This is a genomic window from Streptomyces sp. NPDC046465 (assembly GCF_040646035.1).
Lineage (GTDB): Bacteria > Actinomycetota > Actinomycetes > Streptomycetales > Streptomycetaceae > Streptomyces.
This window is the reverse complement of the sequence record NZ_JBEYZK010000006.1, coordinates 277,617-298,030: the sequence shown is the minus strand read 5'-3', so window position 1 is coordinate 298,030 and position 20,414 is coordinate 277,617. Positions and strand designations below refer to the sequence as shown.

Genomic DNA, 20,414 nt, shown 5'->3' with positions numbered 1-20,414 from the left:
CGCATGACCGCTGACAGCAATCCCGCTCTGCTCGACACCGAGGGCCCGCCGGGCCCCGGGGCCGACGGCGATCCGGCCGAGGCCGGGCCGCCGTCGGCCCGCGGGCCGCGCGCCCGCGACACCCGTGCCTACCTCCTCTATGTGGCGGGCAAGCTCGGCGGCGCGATCGTGTCGCTGTTCGCCGTGCTCGTCACCAGCTTCTTCCTGTTCCGGCTGATCCCCGGCGACCCCGTCAAGCAGATGACGGGCGGCAAGCGCGTCTCGGCCGAGCAACTGGCCGCGATGCGCAAGGAGTTCGGCCTCGACAAGTCGGTCATGGCCCAGTTCTGGGACTACACCGGCAATGTCCTGGGCGGCGACTTCGGCACGTCGTACCAGTTCCACGCCCCCGTCATGGACAAGATCACCGATGCGCTGCCCGCGACGCTGCTCCTCACCGGAACGGCGTACGTGCTCTATACCGTCATCGGCATCTGGCTGGGCACGCGCACCGCCTGGCACAACGGCAAGCTCGGCGACCGCTTCAACACCGGGCTCGCCCTGACGCTCTACTCGGTGCCGTCGTTCTGGCTCGGCCTGCTCCTGATCATCGTCTTCGCGGTGGGGATCGGACCGATCCCCGGGATGTTCCCGACCGGTGGTCTGGAGTCCGGGGGCGAGACCGGTTTCGCGTACGTCGTCGACGTCGCGCACCACATGGTGCTCCCGGTGATCACACTGGTCGCCGTCGGGTACGCGCAGACCCTGCTCGTCATGCGGTCCTCGCTGCTCGACGAGATGGGCAGCGACTATCTGACGACCGCGCGCGCCAAGGGCCTCAGGGACGATCTCGTACGGCGGCGGCACGCCGTACCGAACGCGATGCTGCCGACCGTCACGCTCATGTTCGTCAATCTCGGCACGGTGGTGGCGGGCGCGATCCTCGTCGAGACCGTCTTCTCCTGGCCGGGCCTCGGCGGACTGTTCTACTCGGCGCTGAGCGTGCCCGACCTGCCGCTGGTGCAGGGGCTCTTCTTCGTCTTCTCCACCGCGGTGATCCTGATGAACACCCTGGCCGACGTGATCTATCCGCTGCTCGATCCCCGGGTGGGCCGATGACGACCGAATCCGCACCGACCACCCCCGGGGCGACCGCGAAGAGCGCGCGGTCGCTGGCCTGGACGCGCAGGCGGCACTCCGCCGCCCGCTTCTGGCGCGAGTACCGCACGCACAAGGCCGGGCTCTTCGGCCTCGCCGCGCTCGTCCTGATCGGCCTCGCGGCGGTCTTCGCGCCGCTGCTCGTCGGCTCGGACGCGCAGAGCGTGACCGAAGCGCCGGGCAAGCCGATGGAGTCACCGAGCGGCGAATTCCCGCTGGGCACCGACCAGTTCGGGCGCGACCTGCTCGGCCTCCTGGTGTGGGGCGCGCGCATCTCGCTCTCCGTGGGGCTGCTCGCCGCGGTCCTCTCCGTCGCCATCGGCACGCTCGTCGGGATCACGGCCGGGCACTTCAAGGGCTGGTACGCCACCGTCATCATGCGCGTCACCGACTGGTTCCTCGTGATGCCGACGCTGGTCCTCGCCATCGCCCTGGCCTCCGTGATGTCCCGTTCGATCTGGACGATCATCCTGGCGATCGGCGTGACGACCTGGCCGACGACGGCGCGCCTGGTGCGCGCCCAGACCCTCGCGGTGGAGTCCCGCCCCTACATCGAGCGCGCCCAGGCCCTCGGCGGCGGCCACGGCCACATCATGACCCGGCACGTGCTTCCCAACGTCATGCCGCTCGTCCTCGCCCAGACCACCCTGGTCATCTCCAGCGCCATCCTCACCGAGGCCACGCTCGCCTTCCTCGGCCTCGGCGACCCGACCAACGTCTCGTGGGGCGGCCTGCTGCAGGACGCGCGCGAGGCGGGCGCGGTCAGCGCCGGGCACTGGTGGTACCTCGCCCCGCCCGGTCTCGCCATCGCGATCGTCGCGCTGGCGTTCACGCTGTGCGGCCGCGCCGTGGAATCCGTGCTCAACCCCAGGCTGGGGGCCTCCCGTTGAACGACGTACAGACCACTGAGCCCCATCGCCTCCTCGACGTGCGCGACCTCGAAGTGACGTACGCCAACGGCGCCGCCGCCGTCCGAGGCGTCAGCCTGCACGTCGAAGCGGGTCACAAGCTGGGCGTCGCCGGCGAGTCGGGGTGCGGCAAGTCCACGCTCGCGCTGGCCCTGCTGCGCCTCCTGCCCGCCGGAGCGAAGGTGTCCGGCGAGATCCTGCTCGACGGTGAGGACGTCCTCGCCATGAAGTGGGGGCGGGTCCGTGCGGTGCGCTGGGCGGGCGCGTCGATCGTCTTCCAGGGCGCGATGCACTCGCTGAACGCCGTGCACCGCATCGGCGACCAGATCGCCGAGCCGATCCTGCTGCACAAGAAGGCGACGCAGGCGGGCGCCAAGCGGAAGGTCGGCGAGCTCCTCGAACAGGTGGGGCTGCCCGCGGCCCGCGCGCAGGCCTACCCGCACGAGTTGTCCGGCGGCCAGCGGCAGCGCGTCATGATCGCGATGGCCCTCGCCTGCGACCCCCGCCTGATCATCGCCGACGAGCCGACCACCGCCCTCGATGTGATGATCCAGGCTCAGATCCTGCGCCTGATCGAGCAGTTGGTGGGCGATCAGGACCTCGGGCTGATGATGATCAGCCATGACCTGGCGGTGCTCTCCGACACCTGCGACCGGCTCGCCGTGATGTACGCGGGCCGCGTCGTCGAGGAGGGACCCGCCTCCCAGGTCTACGAGAACGCCCGGCACCCGTACGGAAAGGCCCTGTCGGCGGCCTTCCCGCGCATCGGCGACCCGGCATCGCGGTTCGCCCCGCGCGGCCTGCCCGGCGACCCGCCCGACCCGTCCGACCTGCCGACGGGCTGCACGTTCCACCTCCGGTGCCCGGTCGCGCTCGACACCTGCGCCACGGAGGACCAGGCCCTGCGGGACGCGGGGCCGCACCACCGCGCGGCCTGCGTCCACGCGGGCGCGCCGCTCCCCGCGCAGCCCACGGCGGCGCCCGCGGCGGCGGAGCGCACGCCGTGACCGAGAGCCCCCGCGAAAAGGAACCGCGCATGACCGCGTCCACGACCCCGCCCGCGGCCGACGGCCCGCTGCTGTCCGCCGCCGATCTGCACATCGCCTTCCCCGGCCGCCGCGGCGCGCCGACCGCACGGGCCGTGGACGGCGTCGACCTCGACATCAAGGGCGGCGAGATCGTGGCCCTGGTCGGCGAGTCGGGGTGCGGCAAGACGACACTGGCCCGTTCGCTGCTCGGCCTGGTGCCGCCGACCGCCGGGCGGGTGACGTTCGGCGGCAAGCCTCTCGACTACTCGGGCCGCGCCCTCAAGGCGTACCGCAAGCGCGTCCAGCTGGTCCTCCAGGACCCCAGCGGCTCGCTCAACCCCCGGCACACGGTGTACGACGCCGTGGCGGAGGGGCTGCGCATCCACGGGTACCCGGGCGACGAGCGGACCGCGGTCGCCGAGGCGCTCTCACGGGCCGGGCTGCGGCCGCCGGAGCGCTTCTTCCTGCGCTATCCGCACGAGCTGTCGGGCGGTCAGCGCCAGCGCGTCGTCATCGCGGGCGCGCTGGTCCTCGACCCCGAACTCATCGTCGCCGACGAGCCGGTGGCATCCCTCGACGCGTCCGTGCGCGGCGAGATCCTCGCCCTGCTGCTCCGGCTGCGCGACGAACTCGGCCTCTCCGCGCTGGTAGTGACGCACGATCTGGGGCTCGCGTGGAACATCGCGGACCGCGTCGCGGTGATGTATCTGGGCCGGATCGTCGAGACGGGGACGGTGGAGGAGGTCCTTACGGCGCCTCAACACCCGTATACGCAGGCCCTGTTGTCTGTTCTGCCCGAGGCTCCCGGTGACCCGGTGGTCCTCACGGGCGAGCCGCCGGACCCGTCCCGCATTCCCGGCGGCTGCCGGTTCCACGCACGGTGTCAGGTGCTTGCCTCGGGCGAGGCGGAGCGGGCGGGGGTGGCGGACCGCTGCCGCGGTGAGGATCTGGCAGTGCTTTCGGGTGGGGGCGGGACGCAGGTCGCCTGTCACTGGGCGGCGACGCCTTAGCGGGTGCCAGGGCTGGCTCTTCGGCGGGTGCCGGCCCGGTGGGGGCTTGTCGCGCAGTTCCCCGCGCCCCTGAGCGAAGCGCCCTACGGGCGCTCTCCAGGGGCGCGGGGAACTGCGCGAGCAACCACGACGCGCCCGCAGCCGCACCGTCACCGCACCGCCCACGGCATCTACGCGCCCCGCGCCGCCTCGACGAGCTCCCCGCACTGCTTCACGTCGTCCGCCATGGCGACGAGGAGCGAGTCGATCGAGTCGAACTTCGCCTGGCCGCGGACGAAGGCGAGGAAGTCGACGGCGACATGCAGGCCGTAGAGGTCGAGGCCGACCCGGTCGATCGCGTACGCCTCGACCGTCCGCTCCGTACCGTCGAACGTCGGATTCGTGCCGACGGAGATCGCGGCGGGCATCGCCTCGCCCTCGACGTGCAGCCATCCGGCGTAGACGCCGTCGGCGGGGGTGGCGGTGTGGGGCAGCGTCTCCACGTTGGCGGTGGGGAAGCCCAGCTCGCGGCCGCGCTGCGCGCCGCGCACGACGATGCCCTCGACGCGGTGCGGGCGGCCGAGGATCTCCGCCGCTCCCGTCACGTCGCCCTCGGCGATCAGGCGCCGGGTCAGGGTGGAGGAGAAGGGCTCGCCGCCGCCGGCCTCGCCGCTGACGTAGAGGTCGATGACGTCGACCTCATAGTCGTACTTCCGGCCGAGCTCGGCCAGGAAGTCGACGTTGCCCGCGGCCTTGTGGCCGAAGCGGAAGTTGGGGCCTTCGACGACCACGCGCGCGTGCAGCTTGTCGACGAGGACCTTGACGACGAAGTCGGCGGGCGACAGCTTCGAGAACTCCGCGGTGAAGGGCAGGATCAGGAGCGCGTCCACACCCAGCTCAGCCATCAGCTCGGCGCGCCGGTGGTGCGGGGCGAGCAGCGGCGGATGGCTGCCGGGGCGCACGACCTCGCTGGGGTGCGGGTCGAAGGTGACGACCACGGCGGGCACGCCGAGCTCACGCGCGTGCTCCACGGCACGCCCGATGATCAGCTGGTGACCGCGGTGCACGCCGTCGTAGGAACCAATGGTGACGACGCTGCGCCCCCAGTCCTGGGGGATGTCCTCCAAGCCACGCCAGCGCTGCACTTCTTTGCTCCTCGCCGAACCCGTATACGTCACGTACATCTGTACGTTCCCATTGCCGATTGCGCAGGACTAAGACTGCCATGCCGACGGGTCGGGGCTCGCACCGGAGGGAGTGGCGGGGGTCACTTGCCCGGGTTCGGACCGCTGAACCTAGGCCGGGACCCGGACCCCGCCCGCGAGACCCTCGATGGTGCGGCCGGCGCTCGGGCCGACCACCGCGGCCCAGTCCTGCGGGGCCGCGCCGATCCAGCCCGCGACGAGCGCGGCGAAGCCCGGCCGGGTGCGGGCCAGTTCCACCAGGTGCCGGTCGAAGCGGGAGGCGCCCTCCGGGGTGCGCACGAGCAGCAGTCCGGTGCGGTGCACGCGCTCGCGGGTGCGGGCCTCGCCGCACTCCCCCCTGCCGTCGGCCACCGCCCGCAGGACGCTCTCCAGGACGGCGGAGTCCCGCTCCTCGCTGAGCAGTACGTCGAGGAGCTCGCCCCGCAGGTCGCGCGAGGCGGCGGTGCCGGGGGCGGCGAGCACGGGGGCGAGGGCGGCCCGTACCCCTGCGGGGCGGCTGTGCAGCAGCCGGGCGACCAGCGGGAAGAGGACGGGGCGCACGGCGGGGCCGTGTTCGAGCCGCCGGTCGATGTACGCGGCGGCGGGGCCCGCCGCCTCGGGGCGGGCTTCCAGGAGGTCGTGCACGAGGTCGGCCACGCGGCGCGCGAGCGGGGGAGTGGTCACGTCGGCGAGGGCGCACAGCACGTCCTCGGGCACCGGTCCCGGCGCGTGCAGGCGGCCGCGGAAGGCGTCGAGCACGAGATCGGGATGGGTGGCAAGGGCGGCGGCCAGGGCGGTCGCGGGCAGCCGGGGGTCTCCGGCGGCGAAGCGGCACAGGGCGTGGGGCAGGTGACGCGAGCGGGTCTGCGGGTCGTGGACGAGGAGGGCGAGCGCGGAGCCGTGCAGGGTGTCGTCGGCGGGGGCGAGCAGCGCGAAGGCGGCGTGCCGCAGGAGCTCGCGGTCGGCGCGGGTGGTGGTGTGCGGGGCGGCGAGCGGGCCGTAGGCGGCGGCCGCGACGCGGCGGGCGGGGCGCTCGTCGCGGGCCCAGCGGGCGACGGCGCGGCAGACGGCGGAGGGCTCTTCCTCGGCGAGCGCGGTGAGCAGTTCGACGGCGTGCGTGTCGGCGCAGTCGGCCAGGGTTTCGGTGAGGTCGTCGATGGCGCGGTGCCGGTGGGTGTGGAGCAGCGCCTGCGCGGCGGAGGCGACGGTGGCGTCGGGCGCGGCGGCCAGCGGCCGTTCGTCGGTGAACCAGTGCGCGAGGTGCGGTTGTACGCCCGCGGGGTCGGCGGCGAGCAGTTCGGCGACGGCGTCGAGGCAGCGGTCCGGGGCGCCCGGCGGGCCGTCGTGCACGACGCGGCGCCGCAGCAGCGCGAAGCGGGCGTCCTCGCCCAGGGGCAGCGTCAGCCAGAAGGAGGGCCCGAACTGCCCCCGCTCGGCGAGCGGTTCGAGCACGGCGAGGTACGGGGACGCGTCGGGCACGCGAAGGAGCACTTCGCCGAGCAGGTGGGCGGCCCACCAGGCGGCGTCCCCGGAGTCGTCGGAGTCGTCGGAGTCGTCAGCGTCAGCCGCCGCGGCCGTCCGCACCGGCTCATCGGCGAAGTCCACCAGCGCGTCCGCCAGGCCGACCAGGCGCGAGGCCAGCTCCGCGGCGCCCCGCTGGCGGCCGAGCGAAAGCAGCGCCTGGATCACCGGGCCGATGCGGTGCCTCGGCACCGGCAGCGGGCGGGGGGCCGGGACCGGTGCCGGGGCCCGCCCGCGGCGCCGCTGTTCCGGGACGGCCGGGGTGTGGGCCGGGGTATGGGCCGGGGTGTGGGCCGGGGTATGGGCCGGGGTGTGGGCCGGGCCCCGGTGCCGGTGGACCAGCGACGTCAGCGCGCCGTCCACGTCGAGGTGCGCCCCCTGGATCCAGTCGGCCAGCTCCTCGTGCGCGAAGCGGTAACCCGCACCGGCGGGTACGAGCAGCCCCTCCGTGAGGACGGCGGGCGCCCACCCCGTACAGCCCGACAGTGCCCCCCACGGGAACACCGCTTCGAAGGCGGCCGTGTCCAGTCCCCCCTGGCCTGGCCCGAGACACCGCCGCGCCGCCTCGTGGACCTGCCCGGACACCGTCGCGGCGAGGCGGCGCACCGCGCTCCCGCGCAGTCCGTTCGCCGCCGCGAGCCGGACCGCGACGCGCAGGCAGAGCAGGTCGAGGTGGGCCGCGAAGATCTCCGCCCGGTCCGGGGTGCCCGGCGGCGGCGCGTCCGGCCGGGCGGCCCGCACCTCGGCGAGCAGCCGCAGCGCCAGCGGATGGCGCGCGTCGGCGGGGGCGAGCGCGCCGTCCGGGAGGCCGTACTCCGCGCGGGCCCGGCGGGCCTGGGGCTCTGGCAGATCACTGAGGCGTACGCAGCCGGGGAGCCCCGCGCTCTCCTCGGCCGCGTGCAGCGCTGCCGCGTCGAAGTGGGCTCCGGCCTGTTCCCAGTACTCCGCGCGGCAGGCGACGACGAGGCGCGTGCCCGTCTCCCGCAGCCAGCGGGCGGTGCCCTCGCTCCACCGCGCGAGGAGGTGTGCGAGCGCGGGCGGCATCTCTTCGGGGCCGTCGAGCAGCAGGAGCAGGGGCCGCCCCGCGTCCCGTACGAGCCGTGCGGTCCGGCCTGCCGAGATGTCGCCGAGGCCGCGGTCCGCGGGGGTCTCGTCCGCCGCTTGCAGGATCCGCCCGGCGCGGTCGAGGGCCCGCTCCACCGCGTCGGCCACGGAGGTGTCCGTGCTCCGCAGGTCGGCGCCGCGCAGCCAGAGCGTGGGGGCGGGCTCGGCGCCCCGTGCCCGCCGCGCGGCGAGTGCGGCCAGCTCCGTGGTGCGGCCCGTGCCGGGGTCGCCGACGAGCCCGAGCACGCGCGCGGGCCCGGCCGTGAAGGCGGTGAACTCATGTGCCGTGTCGGGTCGTTCGACCGGTTCGCGGAGCGGGGTGCGCGGCCCGTCGGAGCCCGCCGAGGTGGCGGTCAGGTGCAGCGCGCCCGCGAGGTTGAGGTCCTCGCCGTACGCGGGAACGGTCGCCGCGTTGCGGCCGAGGAGTGCGGCGAGCGGCCCGTCCGGGTCGGCGGCGGCCGCGGCCCGCAGCGAGAGCGCGTAACCCGCGGGGCGGTGGGTGCAGGCGTCCTGGCCGGGCGGTGCGGGCTCGGGGGCCTGCGGCAGCAGGGCGGTCCCGAGGACGGCGAGGACGGCGCCGGACGAGGCGTCGACGACCGGGCCGCCGGCCGCTCCGCCGCCGAGCCGGAGCGCGTCGGCGCCGTCCGTGCCGATCGCCAGTTCCAGGGCGGCGTCCACCAGATGGAAGCGGTCCGTCGCCGTGTACGTCACCGCCGAGGAGCCGAGGACGCGCGCCTCGCGCCAGCCGTGCGCGGCGATCCGCACATACGTGCCGGTGGCGACGGAGTCCCGCACGGTGACGGGCAGGGGCCGCAGTCCGAGTCCTTCGGTGCGGATGAGCGCGAGGCCCGCGGCGGGCAGGGCCTGCACCGCGTCGGCGGGCACCACGCAGGTGCGTCCGCCCGGTGCGTGCAGGACGATCCGGGCGAGGCCGTCGACCGCTTCGTGGCTCGTGACGACCGTGCCGTCCTCGTCGGCTGCGAACCCCGTGCCCCGCGGGCGTCCCGCGAGATCGCACACCCGCACCAACGAGCGGTCGGGCATCGGGTCCGGGAGGCCGCCCGGCTCCCCCGCGTCCCCGGCGCGCCCGGGCCGGGGGTTGCGTCCCGCCATGCTCGAACCTCCCCACCATGTCCCGTATGTACCGACCGTAGGTCGGGGGTGATCAGCGGGACAGACGGCGACGCGAACGCGCCCCCTTCCGACCCCGCGGTTCACTCCGAGCGCCTGCCCGATGGGGTGAAAGGGCGCGTGGCGGTGGATACACCTCTATGGGGGACCGCGGGAGCGGCGGACCTGAGTCCGCCGCTCCACAGCGAGATCACTGCTCTCGTCCGGCCAGGACCAGCCAGGACGGCGTTACGCGAAGACCGCCAGGCTCTTGGCCTTGCCCCGCGACTCCTCCGCCAGGACCAGGAAGCGGCCCTCCGGGTCGAAGACGGCGACGGCGCCCACGCCCGCGTACTCCTCGGGCATGTCGATCCGGACGCCGTTCAGGAGCAGCCGGCCGCGCCTCTCGTCCACGTCCCAGCGCGGGAAGGCGCGCTCCGCGGCCTCGGCCACGGGCATCACCGTCAGCTCCTCCTGGAGCTGGTCGAGGGTCTTGGCCGCGTCCAGCTTGTAGGGGCCGACGCGGGTGCGCCGCAGCGCGGTCAGGTGGCCGCCGACGCCGAGGTCCGCGCCCAGGTCGCGGGCGAGCGCCCTGATGTACGTACCGGAGGAGCAGACGACCGAGACGACCAGGTCCTGGCAGGGCGTGCCGTCCTCGGCCACGGCCTCGCGGACGTCGTACACCGTGAAGGCGGAGACCGTCACGGGCCGGGCGGGGATCTCGAAGTCCTCGCCCTTGCGGGCCCGCGCGTACGACCGCTTTCCGTCGATCTTGATGGCGCTGACCTTCGACGGCACCTGCATGATGTCGCCGGAGAGCTTGGCGATGACCGCGTCTATGCCCTCACGGGTGACCGCGGACGCGTCGGTGGACGAGGTGATCTCGCCCTCGGCGTCGTCGGTGATCGTGTTCTGTCCGAGGCGGATGGTGCCCAAGTACTCCTTCTCGGTCAGCGCCAGGTGGCCGAGGAGCTTGGTGGCGCGCTCGACGCCGAGCACGAGGACACCCGTCGCCATCGGGTCGAGGGTGCCCGCGTGCCCGACGCGGCGGGTCTTGGCGATCCCGCGCATCTTGGCCACCACGTCGTGCGAAGTGAAGCCGGACGGCTTGTCGACGATGACAAGTCCGTCCGGCGTTGTGGTGCTGCTCTTGCTCATGCGCGGGCGTCGCCGTCCGTTTCTTCGTCGGCCTCGTCCTCGGGCTTGCGGTACGGGTCGGCCCCACCGGCGAACTCGGCGCCTGCCGAGACCTCGCGTACCTTCTCGTCCGAGATCCGTGCCTTGTCCAGCAGGTCCTCGATGGCCCTGGCGTTGTCCGGCAGGGCGTCCGCGACGAAGGCGAGGGTCGGCGTGAACTTCACGCCCGCCGCCTGGCCGACCGCCGACCGGAGTACGCCCTTGGCGCTCTCCAGGCCCGCGGCCGCGGCCGCCCGGTCCTCGTCGTCGCCGTAGACCGTGTAGAAGACCGTGGCCTCCCGCAGGTCACCGGTCACCCGGGTGTCCGTGATCGTCACGTGCGTGCCGAGCCGCGGGTCCTTGATCCCGCGCTGCAGCTTCTGAGCAACCACCTCTCGGATGAGGTCCGCCAGCCTTTTCGCCCGCGCGTTGTCGGCCACTGCTCCGTCTCCCTTATCCCCGGGCATTCCCTGGGCTTGTCTTGCTGTGTTCAGTCATCGTCGCCGTGCAGCCGCCGTCGGACCGACAGCAGCTCCACTTCGGGCCGGGCGGCGACGAGGCGCTCGCACCGGTCCAGTACGTCATGGAGGTGGCCCGCGTCGCCGGACACCACCGCGAGGCCGATCTCGGCTCTGCGGTGCAGGTTCTGACCGCCCACTTCCGCCGCGCTCACTCCGTACTTCCGCTGGAGTTCGGCGACGATCGGACGGACGACGGAGCGTTTCTCCTTCAGCGAATGTACGTCGCCGAGGAGCAGATCGAAGGACAGAGTCCCCACATACATATGTGTCCGGATGTCCCGCCGGTACGGGGTCGAGGCCCCGCCAACCGCTTGGCAGGGACACAAGAACCGTACACGGAACGGCCGGGGCCGATCGACGGGATTTTCCCCGTCGACCGGCCCCGACGCTCTACCGCGCAGATCGGACTGCTGTGAGGCAGTCGATCAGCCGCGCGGCTTCTCGCGCATCTCGTACGTCGCGATGACGTCGTCGATCTTGATGTCGTTGAAGTTGCCGAGGTTGATACCGCCCTCGAACCCTTCGCGGATCTCGGTGACGTCGTCCTTGAAGCGGCGCAGGCCCACGATGTTGAGGCTCTCCGCGATGACCTTGCCATCGCGCAGCAGTCGGGCCTTGGTGTTGCGCTTGACCTCGCCGGAACGGATGAGGACACCCGCGATGTTGCCGAGCTTGGACGAGCGGAAGATCTCGCGGATCTCCGCGGTACCGAGCTCGACCTCCTCGTACTCCGGCTTGAGCATGCCCTTGAGGGCCGCCTCGATCTCCTCGATGGCCTGGTAGATCACCGAGTAGTAGCGGACGTCGACGCCCTCGCGCTCCGCCATCTGCGCGGCACGACCGGCCGCACGGACGTTGAAGCCGATGACGATGGCGTCGGAGCCCATCGCCAGGTCGATGTCCGACTCCGTGACCGCACCCACACCGCGGTGCAGGACGCGGATGTCGACCTCTTCACCGACGTCGAGCTGGAGCAGCGAGGACTCGAGAGCCTCCACCGAACCGGACGCGTCGCCCTTGATGATGATGTTGAGGTCCTGCACGAGACCGGCCTTGAGCACCTGGTCGAGGTCCTCGAGGGACACCCGGCGGGTGCGCTTGGCGAACGCGGCGTTGCGCTCACGGGCGGCACGCTTCTCGGCGATCTGACGGGCCGTACGGTCCTCGTCGACGACCAGGAAGTTGTCGCCGGCGCCCGGGACGTTGGTGAGACCGAGCACGAGGACCGGAGTCGACGGGGTCGCCTCTTCCACGTTCTCGCCCTTGTCGTCGAGCATCGCGCGGACTCGGCCGTACGCGTCACCGGCGACCATCGTGTCGCCGACGCGGAGGGTACCGCGCTGGACGAGGACGGTCGCGACAGCGCCGCGGCCCTTGTCGAGGTGGGCCTCGATCGCGATGCCCTGCGCGTCCTGCTCCGGGTTGGCCCGCAGGTCGAGCGAGGCGTCCGCGGTCAGGACCACGGCCTCGAGCAGCTGCTCGATGTTCTCGCCCTTGCGCGCGGAGATGTCGACGAACATCGTGTCGCCGCCGTACTCCTCGGCCACCAGACCGAACTCGGTGAGCTGACCGCGCACCTTGGTCGGGTCGGCACCCTCGACGTCGATCTTGTTGACCGCGACCACGATCGGCACGTCGGCCGCCTTGGCGTGGTTCAGCGCCTCGATCGTCTGCGGCATCACACCGTCGTTCGCCGCGACCACGAGGATCGCGATGTCGGTGGACTTCGCACCACGGGCACGCATGGCGGTGAACGCCTCGTGACCGGGGGTGTCGATGAAGGTGATGCGACGCTCTTCGCCGTTGACCTCGGCGCCGACCTGGTACGCACCGATGTGCTGCGTAATACCGCCGGCCTCGCCCGCAACGACGTTCGTCTTGCGGATCGCGTCCAGAAGTCGGGTCTTACCGTGGTCGACGTGACCCATGACGGTCACGACCGGCGGACGGGAGACGAGCATCTCCTCGCCGCCCTCGTCCTCACCGAACTCGATGGAGAACGACTCGAGGAGCTCGCGGTCCTCCTCCTCCGGGCTGACGATCTCCAGGACGAAGTTCATCTCGTCCGCGAGGAGCTTCAGCGTCTCGTCGGAGACGGACTGCGTGGCAGTGACCATCTCGCCGAGGTTCATCATCACGCCGACGAGCGACGCCGGGTTGGCGTTGATCTTCTCGGCGAAGTCGGTCAGCGAGGCACCGCGCGACAGGCGGACGATCTGTCCGTTGCCGCGAGGCAGCATGACGCCGCCCACCGACGGGGCCTGCATGGCCTCGTACTCCTGGCGCCTCTGCCGCTTCGACTTGCGACCACGACGGGCGGGCCCGCCGGGACGGCCGAACGCACCCTGCGTGCCACCACGGGCACCGGGACCACCGGGACGACCGCCACCGGGACGACCGGCGAAACCGCCGCCACCACCGGGACGACCGGCGAAACCGCCGCCGCCACCGGGACGACCCGCACCGCCGCCACCGGGACCGCCGGGACGACCGGCGAAGCCGCCGCCGCCACCGGGACGACCGCCGCCGGCACCGCCGGGACGACCGCCGCCACCGCCGGGACCACGACCGCCGCCGGGGCCACCACCGGGACGCGGGCCCGCAGCGGGACGCTGCGGCATCATGCCCGGGTTCGGACGGTTACCGGCGGGACCGCCGCCGGGACGCGGAGCGCCGCCCTGCGGGCGAGGCATGCCGCCCGGGGTCGGACGGGCGCCGCCCTGACCCTGCGGACGGGGAGCGCCACCGGGGCCACCCTGGCCCTGCGGGCGCGGGGCGCCACCAGGACCGCCGGGGCCACCCTGGCCGCCGGGCCCACCGGGGCCGGGACGTGCGCCGCCCGGACGGGGCGCCTGCGGGCGCGCCATACCGGTGGAGCCACCAGAGGTGAAGGGGTTGTTGCCCGGACGCGGACCCGCGGGACGGGAGCCGCCGGGACGCGGGGCACCGCCCTGGCCGCCGGGGCGCGGGGCACCGCCCTGGCCGCCGGGGCGCGGGGCGCCCTGACGGTCACCGCGGTCACCGCGGTCACCACGGCTCTGACCCTGACCCTGGCCCTGCTGACCCTGACCCTGGCCCTGACCGGGGGCCGGACGGCCACCGGGCTTCGGGGCACCCGGGCGAGCGGCGCTCGCCGGGCGGGGGGTCTGCGGGGCCGCGGGGGCTGCCGGAGCAGCCGGGGCGGCGGGCGGAGCGGTGAACTCCGGGGCGGCCGGAGCCGGCGAGGCCGGCGCGGGCTTGGGGGCCGGCGGCTTCGGGCCGGGCGTCGGGCGCGGGCCCGGGGTCGCCGGCGAAGCTGCGGGCTTCTCGGCCGCGGCGGGCTTGGGCGCCGGCGGCTTGGGCGCGGCCGGACCCGGACGGGCGGCCTGCGCGGGAGAGGGCGCCGACGGCGTCGCCGGCTTGGGGGCGGCCTGCTTGCGCGGCGCGCCGGGCTTGGCGGCGGACTTGCCGTTGCCGCCACCCTGCTGGAATGCGTCAGTCAGTTTGCGTACCACAGGCGCCTCGATCGTCGAGGACGCCGAACGTACGAATTCACCGAGATCTTGGAGCTTGGCCATGACGACCTTGCTCTCTACTCCGAACTCCTTGGCGAGTTCGTATACCCGGACCTTAGCCACTTCGCTCCTTTTAGGTCCGGGTTACGCCGGACCGTCGCTACTTCATGGGCGTACTCATCGCGTGCTCATCGAGTGCTCATCGCAATCTCGACCTACTTCCAACTCGCGGGGTACCAGGGCCGCACGGGGTTCCGTACAGCCACGTCTTGCGTTTGTTGCCTACTGGGCAACCGTCTCGACAGCCCGGCGCAGCGCTTCCGTGTCGAGCGGCCCCTGGGCTCGAAAGGCCCGCGGGAACGCCCGGCGGCGGACCGCCAGGTCTAGACAGACCAGGGCGGGGTGTACATACGCACCCCGGCCGGGCAGCGTACCGCTTGGATCGGGGGCGCAAGCGCCCTCTTTCGCCACGATGCGCAGCAGTTCGCTCTTGGCCGCTCGCTCCCGGCACCCCACACAGGTGCGCTCAGGGCATGCGCGGGCATGCGTCCGGCCAGACACGCTTAAGTCTACCTCCCCGCACCGACCTCACCCCTTTGGGGCAACAATCGAACGGCTACTCGCCACATACTGTCGTGATCCAAGCGGTGGCCGCCCGGAATTTATTCCCGGCGGCGGCTCCACCGCGGCTCGCTACTGGTCGTCCTGCTGCTCGGTGTCGGGCCGGATGTCGATGCGCCAGCCCGTGAGCCGCGCGGCCAGGCGGGCGTTCTGCCCCTCCTTGCCGATGGCGAGCGACAGCTGGTAGTCCGGCACGGTCACCCGGGCCGAGCGCGCGCCGAGGTCGACGATCTCGACCTTGCTGACGCGGGCCGGGGAGAGCGCGTGGGCGACCATGTCGGCCGGGTCGTCGGACCAGTCGACGATGTCGATCTTCTCGCCGTTGAGCTCGGCCATGACGTTGCGCACACGGCTGCCCATCGGGCCGATGCAGGCGCCCTTGGCGTTGAGCCCCGAGCGCGTCGAGCGGACCGCGATCTTGGTGCGGTGACCGGCCTCACGGGCGATCGCCGAGATCTCGACGGAACCGTCGGCGATCTCCGGGACCTCGAGCGCGAAGAGCTTCTTCACCAGGTTGGGGTGGGTGCGCGACAGCGTCACGGACGGGCCGCGGACGCCCTTCGCCACGCGGACCACATAGCTGCGCAGGCGCAGCCCGTGCGGGTACTCCTCGCCCGGCACCTGCTCCTGGACGGGCAGGATGGCCTCGAGCTTGCCGATGTCGACCAGCACGTTCTTCGGGTCGCGGCCCTGCTGGACGACGCCGGTGACGATGTCGCCCTCACGGCCGGCGTACTCCCCGAGGGTCACGTCGTCCTCGGCGTCGCGCAGCCGCTGCAGGATGACCTGCTTGGCCGTGCTCGCGGCGATCCGGCCGAAGTCGGACGGGGTGTCGTCGAACTCCTTGGCCTCCTGCCCCTCTTCGAGGTCCGCCGGGTCCTCCGTCGCCCACACCGTCACGTGGCCGCTGTCGCGGTCCAGCTTCACGCGGGCACGGCGGAAGCTGCCGTCGGTGCGGTGGTAGGCGATGAGGAGGGCGGACTCGATCGCCTCGACGAGCAGGTCGAAGGAGATCTCCTTCTCCCGGACCAGACCCCGCAGGGCACTCATGTCGATGTCCACGGCTACGCCTCCTCTTCCTTCTTGTCCTTGCGGTTGAACTCGACCTGTACGCGCGCCTTGTCGAACTCGTCGAAGGCGAGGCGGCGCGAGGTGGGCTTGCGGCCCTTCACGCCGGGCACTTCGAGGTCGAGGCCTTCGTCGTCCACGGTCAGGATGCGGGCGGTCAGTTCGCCGCCCTCGGTCAGCTGGAACTTCACCAGGCGGCTCACGGCGCGCACGTAGTGACGGTGCTCGGTGAGGGCTCGCTCGGCGCCGGGGGAACCGACCTCCAGGTCGTACTCCCCCTCGCCCATGGCGTCCGTCTCATCGAGCTTCGCGGAGAGCAGGCGGCTCACTTCCGCGATCTGGTCCAGATCCACGCCGTCCTCGGAGTCGATGACGACTCGCAGCACTCGCTTGCGTCCGACCGGGGCCACTTCGATCTCTTCGAGATCCAGGTCCTGGGAGCTGACGAGCGGTTCCAGTAGTTGCCGCAGCCTCTCGCTCTGGGTGGTGCTCATCCGGGTGACTCCTCGGCCGCGTGTGCTGTTGTGGGTGCGTTGCAAGTCTGCGTGTCAGGTCAAAGGGTATCCGGTCCCGAGGGGTGTTGCCGCCCACGGTTGCCGCCTGCGGACAGGACGAACGGACCGGGCGGTGCGCCGCTCCGTTCCGAGCCGCTCGCGAGAGGCGGGGCGGTCCGAAGGTACGGTGATCACCGGGCCCTTGCCCACCGATCTCCCTTTGTGCTCCTTTCCGTTCCTTTCTCGCTCACGCCTTTTGGCCTTCCTTCCGAGGATGTCTGCCGTGCCGTCGTATCTCACCGCCCCGCGGTCCCACCCAGGACCGCGTCGAAGGAGCCTGCTCACCGGGGCCGCCGGCCTCGCGTCGGCGGCGCTGCTCGCGGGCTGCTCGGACTCCGGCTCCGACGCCGACGAGCGGCCGGACGCCGCCCGGCGACCGCGCGCCGAGGCCACCGCGGACAGCAGGAAGCTCCTGCGGCAGTACGACGCCGTGCTCGCGGCGCACCCCTCGCTCGAAAAGCGGCTCGGGCCGCTGCGGGCCGAGGTGAAGCAGCACGCCGAGGCGTTCGACGACGACCGCACCCCGGCCGCCTCGGCCTCCCCCGCGCCGAAGCCCTCACCCGCCGTGGCCTCGGACCCCGGCAAGGCGGTACGCGAGCTCGCCAGGGCCGAGCGGGAGCTCGCGGAGCGCCGGGGCGCGGCCCTCCTTGACGCACCCGCCGAACACGGCAGGCTGCTCGCCTCGGTGGCCGCCGCGGGCGCCGCCCACGCCTACCTGCTAACGGAGACGGAGGACCGCAAGTGAGCGACGGCAAGGGTTCGGACGGCACGTCCAAGGACGCGGAGCTGAAGGCCCTGCAGGCCGTGCTCGGCGCCGAGCACGCCGCCGTGTACGGCTACGGGGTCGTCGGCGGCCGGATCGGCGACAAGCGCAGGGCCGAGGCGCGCACGGCGTACGACGCGCACCGCGCCCGGCGCGACGAGCTGCAGCGCGCGGTGCGCGACCTCGGCGGCGAACCGCAGGCCGCCGACGCGGCGTACTCGCTGCCGTTCCCGGTGCCGGACTCCGCGGCGGCCGTGCGGCTCGCCACCGACCTCGAGGACCGGGTCGCCGGGGTCTACTCCGATCTCGTACGGGCCGCATCGGGCGCCCGGCGGGGCAGCGCGGCGCATGCGCTGCGGGAGGCCGCGGTCCGGGCGGCGCGCTGGCGCGGCGGGAGCGTAGCCTTCCCTGGGCTCGCGGAGCGGTCGGCATCCTCGTCCGCACCGGCGACACCCAAGGCGTAACGCGCTCAGGAAGGGAACCACTCGCGCATGGCTTTCGAACCGCCGCAGCGCCTCGTCACAGCACTCGGCGAGACGGCGCAGGACGGCGACGACTGGCTGGAGAAGCTGCCCGAGGCAGCCGAACAGGCCGTCGCTCTACGCGAGTTGACCGTCGAGCGGGTACACGTGCCCGGCGGCCGCAGCAGCCTCGTGCTGATGGTGCGGCAGGCCGGGGACACCCCCGCCGTACTGAAGCTGGTGCCGCCCCGCTCGCGGCCGGAGAGCGAGCGGGCCGCGCTCGCCCACTGGAACGGGCTCGGCGCCGCGCGGCTGCTCGACCCCGAGGGCTCGGACGGGGCGCTGCTCATGGAACGGCTGCACCGCGATGTGTCGGTGCGGTCCCTGCCCGAGGCCAAGGCGCTCCTGGAGGCCGCGGGGACGCTGCGGCGGCTGTGGGTGGCGCCGCCCGCCGGGCACCGCTTCGAGACGGTCGCCGAGCGGACCGGGCGGCAGGCCGACGCGATGCGGGCCTCCGCCGCCGCGCGGGCCGATGTCGCGCCGCTGGTCGACGCGGCGCTCGCGGCCCGCGACGAGCTGCTCGCGGCGGAGGTGGAGCCGCGGCTGCTGCACGGCACGTTCCGGCAGAGCAAGGTCCTCGCCGGGGACCGGCTGCCGTGGCTGGCCGTGGGGCCCGACCCGGTGGTCGGCGACACCGCCTTCGACCTGGCGCGTCTCGTGCGCGACCGGGTCGAGGACCTGATCGCGTCGCCGTCGGGCGCCTCCATCACGCGGCGGCGCGTGAAGAAGCTGGCGGAGGCCCTGGAGGTGGACCAGGAGCGGCTGCGGGGCTGGACCCTGTTCCGGGCCGTCGAGTCGGGGGTGCGGGCCCAGCGGGTCGGGCGCGGCCAGGACGCGGAGCTGCTGCTCGAGTTCGCGGGCTGGCTGTAGCGAAGGCGACGTTGCGCGCGAGGGCGCACCCCGTACGACGGGGTGCGCCCTCGCGCACGCGGTCAGGTCAGGCCGTGAGGCGGGCGATGGCCTCGTCGACGGTGAGCTCCTCGCGCTCGCCGGTGCGGCGGTCCTTCAGCTCCACGACGCCCTCGGCGGAGCGGCGGCCCGCGACCAGGATCTGCGGGACACCGATCAGCTCGGCGTCGGTGAACTTCACGCCCGGGGAGACCCCGGCCCGGTCGTCCACCAGGACGCGTGCGCCCGCGGCGCCCAGCTTCTCGGCGACGTCGAGGGCCAGCTCCGTCTGGAGGGCCTTGCCCGCGGCGACCACGTGGACGTCGGCGGGGGCGATCTCCTTGGGCCAGCACAGGCCCTTGTCGTCGGCGGTCTGCTCGGCGAGCGCCGCCACCGCGCGGGAGACGCCGATGCCGTACGAGCCCATGGTCACGCGGACCGGCTTGCCCTGGTTGCCGAGGACGTCGAGCTGGAAGGTGTCGGCGTACTTGCGGCCGAGCTGGAAGATGTGGCCGATCTCGATGGCGCGGTCCAGCTTGAGGCCGGTGCCGCAGTTCGGGCACGGGTCGCCCTCTTCGACCACGACGACGTCGAGGTAGTCGTCGACCTCGAAGTCGCGGCCGCAGACCACGTTCTTGGCGTGCTTGTCCTGCTGGTTGGCGCCGGTGATCCAGGCCGTGCCCGGCGCGATGCGCGGGTCGGCGATGTAGCGGACCTTCGCCAGGCCCTGCGGGCCCACGTAGCCGCGTACGAGGTCTTCGCGGCCCTCGAAGTCCTCGGCGGTGACGAGCTCGACCTCGGCCGGGGCCAGGTGCTCGCCGAGCTTGCCGAGGTCGACCTCGCGGTCGCCGGGGACGCCGACGGCCACGATCTCGCCGTCGACCTTGACCAGGAGGTTCTTCAGGGTCGCGGAGGCCGGGACGCCGAGGTGCTCGGCGAGGGTCTCGATGGTCGGGGTGTCGGGGGTGTCCAGTTCCTCGACCGGGCCGTGCGCGGCGCCGTCGACGGGGGCGAGCTTGAAGGTGACGGCCTCGGTGTTGGCGGCGTAGTCACAGGCGGGGCAGTCCACGAAGGTGTCCTCGCCGGCCGGGGCCGGGGCCAGGAACTCCTCGGACTTGGAGCCGCCCATGGCGCCCGCGACGGCGGACACGATGCGGTAGTCGAGGCCGAGGCGCGCGAAGATCTTCTGGTAGGCGCCGCGGTGCAGCGCGTACGACTCTGCGAGGCCCTCGTCGGAGGTGTCGAAGGAGTACGAGTCCTTCATCTGGAACTCACGGCCGCGCAGCACACCGGCGCGCGGACGGGCCTCGTCGCGGTACTTGGTCTGGATCTGGTAGAGGATCACCGGCAGGTCCTTGTAGGACGAGCACTGGTCCTTGACCACCTGGGTGAAGATCTCCTCGTGCGTGGGACCGAGGAGGTACTCGGCGCCCTTCCTGTCCTTGAGGCGGAAGAGCAGGTCGCCGTACTCCTCGTAGCGGCCGGACGCCTCGTAGGGCTCCTTGGGGAGCAGCGCCGGGAGGAGGACCTCCTGGCCGCCGATGGCGTCCATCTCCTCGCGGACGACGCGGGCGATGTTCTCGTAGACCTTCTTGCCCAGCGGCAGCCAGGTCCAGATGCCGGCGGCGGTACGGCGGACGTAGCCCGCCCGGACGAGCAGCTTGTGGTTGAGCGTCTCGGCGTCCGCGGGGTCGTCGCGCAGTGTCTTGACCATCGATCGGGACATGCGCTGGACCTGGGCCATGATGAACTCCTGCTACAAGGTGGTCCCCCCTGCTCCGGCTTGACCGGGAGCTCGGGGAAGGGTGATGCCAGGAGGTTAGCCGG

The 20,414-nt window shown here is 72.9% G+C and carries 17 protein-coding genes; 7 read left to right on the top strand and 10 right to left on the bottom strand.

Annotated elements, in window-relative coordinates:
• Nucleotides 1–3 precede the first annotated feature (3 nt).
• Genes ABZ953_RS12250 through ABZ953_RS12235 form a run of 4 tightly spaced genes read left to right on the top strand, consistent with a single transcriptional unit; the run spans nt 4 to nt 4,083 of the window.
• Entirely contained in the window at nt 4–1,098 is a 1,095-nt protein-coding gene (locus tag ABZ953_RS12250) for an ABC transporter permease (protein ID WP_361720911.1), read from the top strand.
• Nucleotides 1,095–2,027 (top strand): ABC transporter permease, encoded by a 933-nt coding sequence (locus ABZ953_RS12245; protein ID WP_361720908.1) that lies wholly within the window; start codon nt 1,095–1,097, stop codon nt 2,025–2,027. The genes ABZ953_RS12250 and ABZ953_RS12245 overlap by 4 nt, the downstream gene beginning before the upstream one ends.
• A complete protein-coding gene (locus ABZ953_RS12240) occupies nt 2,024–3,052 on the top strand; it encodes an ABC transporter ATP-binding protein (RefSeq protein ID WP_361720905.1) in 1,029 nt (342 codons plus the stop codon). Before ABZ953_RS12245 ends, ABZ953_RS12240 begins: the two co-directional genes overlap by 4 nt.
• Before the next feature lie 29 nt (nt 3,053–3,081).
• Nucleotides 3,082–4,083 (top strand): ABC transporter ATP-binding protein, encoded by a 1,002-nt coding sequence (locus tag ABZ953_RS12235; RefSeq protein WP_361720902.1) that lies wholly within the window; start codon nt 3,082–3,084, stop codon nt 4,081–4,083.
• A gap of 170 nt (nt 4,084–4,253) precedes the next feature.
• Here the strand turns inward: ABZ953_RS12235 and ABZ953_RS12230 are convergent, their stop codons facing one another.
• From ABZ953_RS12230 to rimP, 9 genes are all read right to left on the bottom strand, one after another.
• Nucleotides 4,254–5,207 carry a bifunctional riboflavin kinase/FAD synthetase gene (locus tag ABZ953_RS12230; protein WP_361720899.1) on the bottom strand — a complete coding sequence of 318 codons (954 nt, stop codon included), beginning with the start codon at nt 5,205–5,207 and terminating at the stop codon, nt 4,254–4,256.
• A 150-nt stretch (nt 5,208–5,357) separates the two neighbouring features.
• Nucleotides 5,358–8,915: a trypsin-like peptidase domain-containing protein gene (locus ABZ953_RS12225; protein WP_361721025.1), complete on the bottom strand. Its 3,558-nt coding sequence runs from the start codon at nt 8,913–8,915 to the stop codon at nt 5,358–5,360.
• A gap of 315 nt (nt 8,916–9,230) precedes the next feature.
• On the bottom strand, nt 9,231–10,139 hold the full coding sequence (truB, locus tag ABZ953_RS12220) for a tRNA pseudouridine(55) synthase TruB (protein WP_361720896.1): 909 nt from the start codon (nt 10,137–10,139) through the stop codon (nt 9,231–9,233).
• Nucleotides 10,136–10,597: a 30S ribosome-binding factor RbfA gene (gene rbfA / locus ABZ953_RS12215; RefSeq protein ID WP_361720893.1), complete on the bottom strand. Its 462-nt coding sequence runs from the start codon at nt 10,595–10,597 to the stop codon at nt 10,136–10,138. Before rbfA ends, truB begins: the two co-directional genes overlap by 4 nt.
• Nucleotides 10,598–10,647: 50 nt before the next feature.
• Nucleotides 10,648–10,941, bottom strand: coding sequence for a DUF503 domain-containing protein (locus ABZ953_RS12210; protein WP_361720890.1), 294 nt, complete (start codon nt 10,939–10,941; stop codon nt 10,648–10,650).
• A gap of 162 nt (nt 10,942–11,103) precedes the next feature.
• Nucleotides 11,104–14,295 carry a translation initiation factor IF-2 gene (infB, locus tag ABZ953_RS12205; protein ID WP_361720887.1) on the bottom strand — a complete coding sequence of 1,064 codons (3,192 nt, stop codon included), beginning with the start codon at nt 14,293–14,295 and terminating at the stop codon, nt 11,104–11,106.
• 159 nt (nt 14,296–14,454) lie between these two features.
• On the bottom strand, nt 14,455–14,733 hold the full coding sequence (locus ABZ953_RS12200; RefSeq protein ID WP_361720884.1) for a YlxR family protein: 279 nt from the start codon (nt 14,731–14,733) through the stop codon (nt 14,455–14,457).
• 132 nt (nt 14,734–14,865) lie between these two features.
• Nucleotides 14,866–15,855, bottom strand: coding sequence for a transcription termination factor NusA (gene nusA / locus ABZ953_RS12195; RefSeq protein ID WP_361720881.1), 990 nt, complete (start codon nt 15,853–15,855; stop codon nt 14,866–14,868).
• Nucleotides 15,856–15,857: 2 nt separating this feature from the next.
• Complete coding sequence (gene rimP / locus ABZ953_RS12190; protein ID WP_361720878.1) at nt 15,858–16,355, bottom strand: ribosome maturation factor RimP; 498 nt, start codon at nt 16,353–16,355, stop codon at nt 15,858–15,860.
• Nucleotides 16,356–16,629: 274 nt separating this feature from the next.
• Between rimP and ABZ953_RS12185 the strand changes: the two genes are divergently transcribed.
• Genes ABZ953_RS12185 through ABZ953_RS12175 form a run of 3 tightly spaced genes read left to right on the top strand, consistent with a single transcriptional unit; the run spans nt 16,630 to nt 18,569 of the window.
• Nucleotides 16,630–17,160: a hypothetical protein gene (locus ABZ953_RS12185; protein ID WP_361720876.1), complete on the top strand. Its 531-nt coding sequence runs from the start codon at nt 16,630–16,632 to the stop codon at nt 17,158–17,160.
• Nucleotides 17,157–17,642: a ferritin-like domain-containing protein gene (locus ABZ953_RS12180; RefSeq protein ID WP_361720873.1), complete on the top strand. Its 486-nt coding sequence runs from the start codon at nt 17,157–17,159 to the stop codon at nt 17,640–17,642. Before ABZ953_RS12185 ends, ABZ953_RS12180 begins: the two co-directional genes overlap by 4 nt.
• 27 nt (nt 17,643–17,669) lie before the next feature.
• On the top strand, nt 17,670–18,569 hold the full coding sequence (locus ABZ953_RS12175; RefSeq protein WP_361720870.1) for an aminoglycoside phosphotransferase family protein: 900 nt from the start codon (nt 17,670–17,672) through the stop codon (nt 18,567–18,569).
• Between the two features lie 67 nt (nt 18,570–18,636).
• Here the strand turns inward: ABZ953_RS12175 and ABZ953_RS12170 are convergent, their stop codons facing one another.
• The gene (locus tag ABZ953_RS12170; RefSeq protein ID WP_361720867.1) at nt 18,637–20,331 is read right to left on the bottom strand and encodes a proline--tRNA ligase; all 1,695 of its coding nucleotides are present in this window, start codon (nt 20,329–20,331) and stop codon (nt 18,637–18,639) included.
• Between the last annotated feature and the right edge of the window lie 83 nt (nt 20,332–20,414).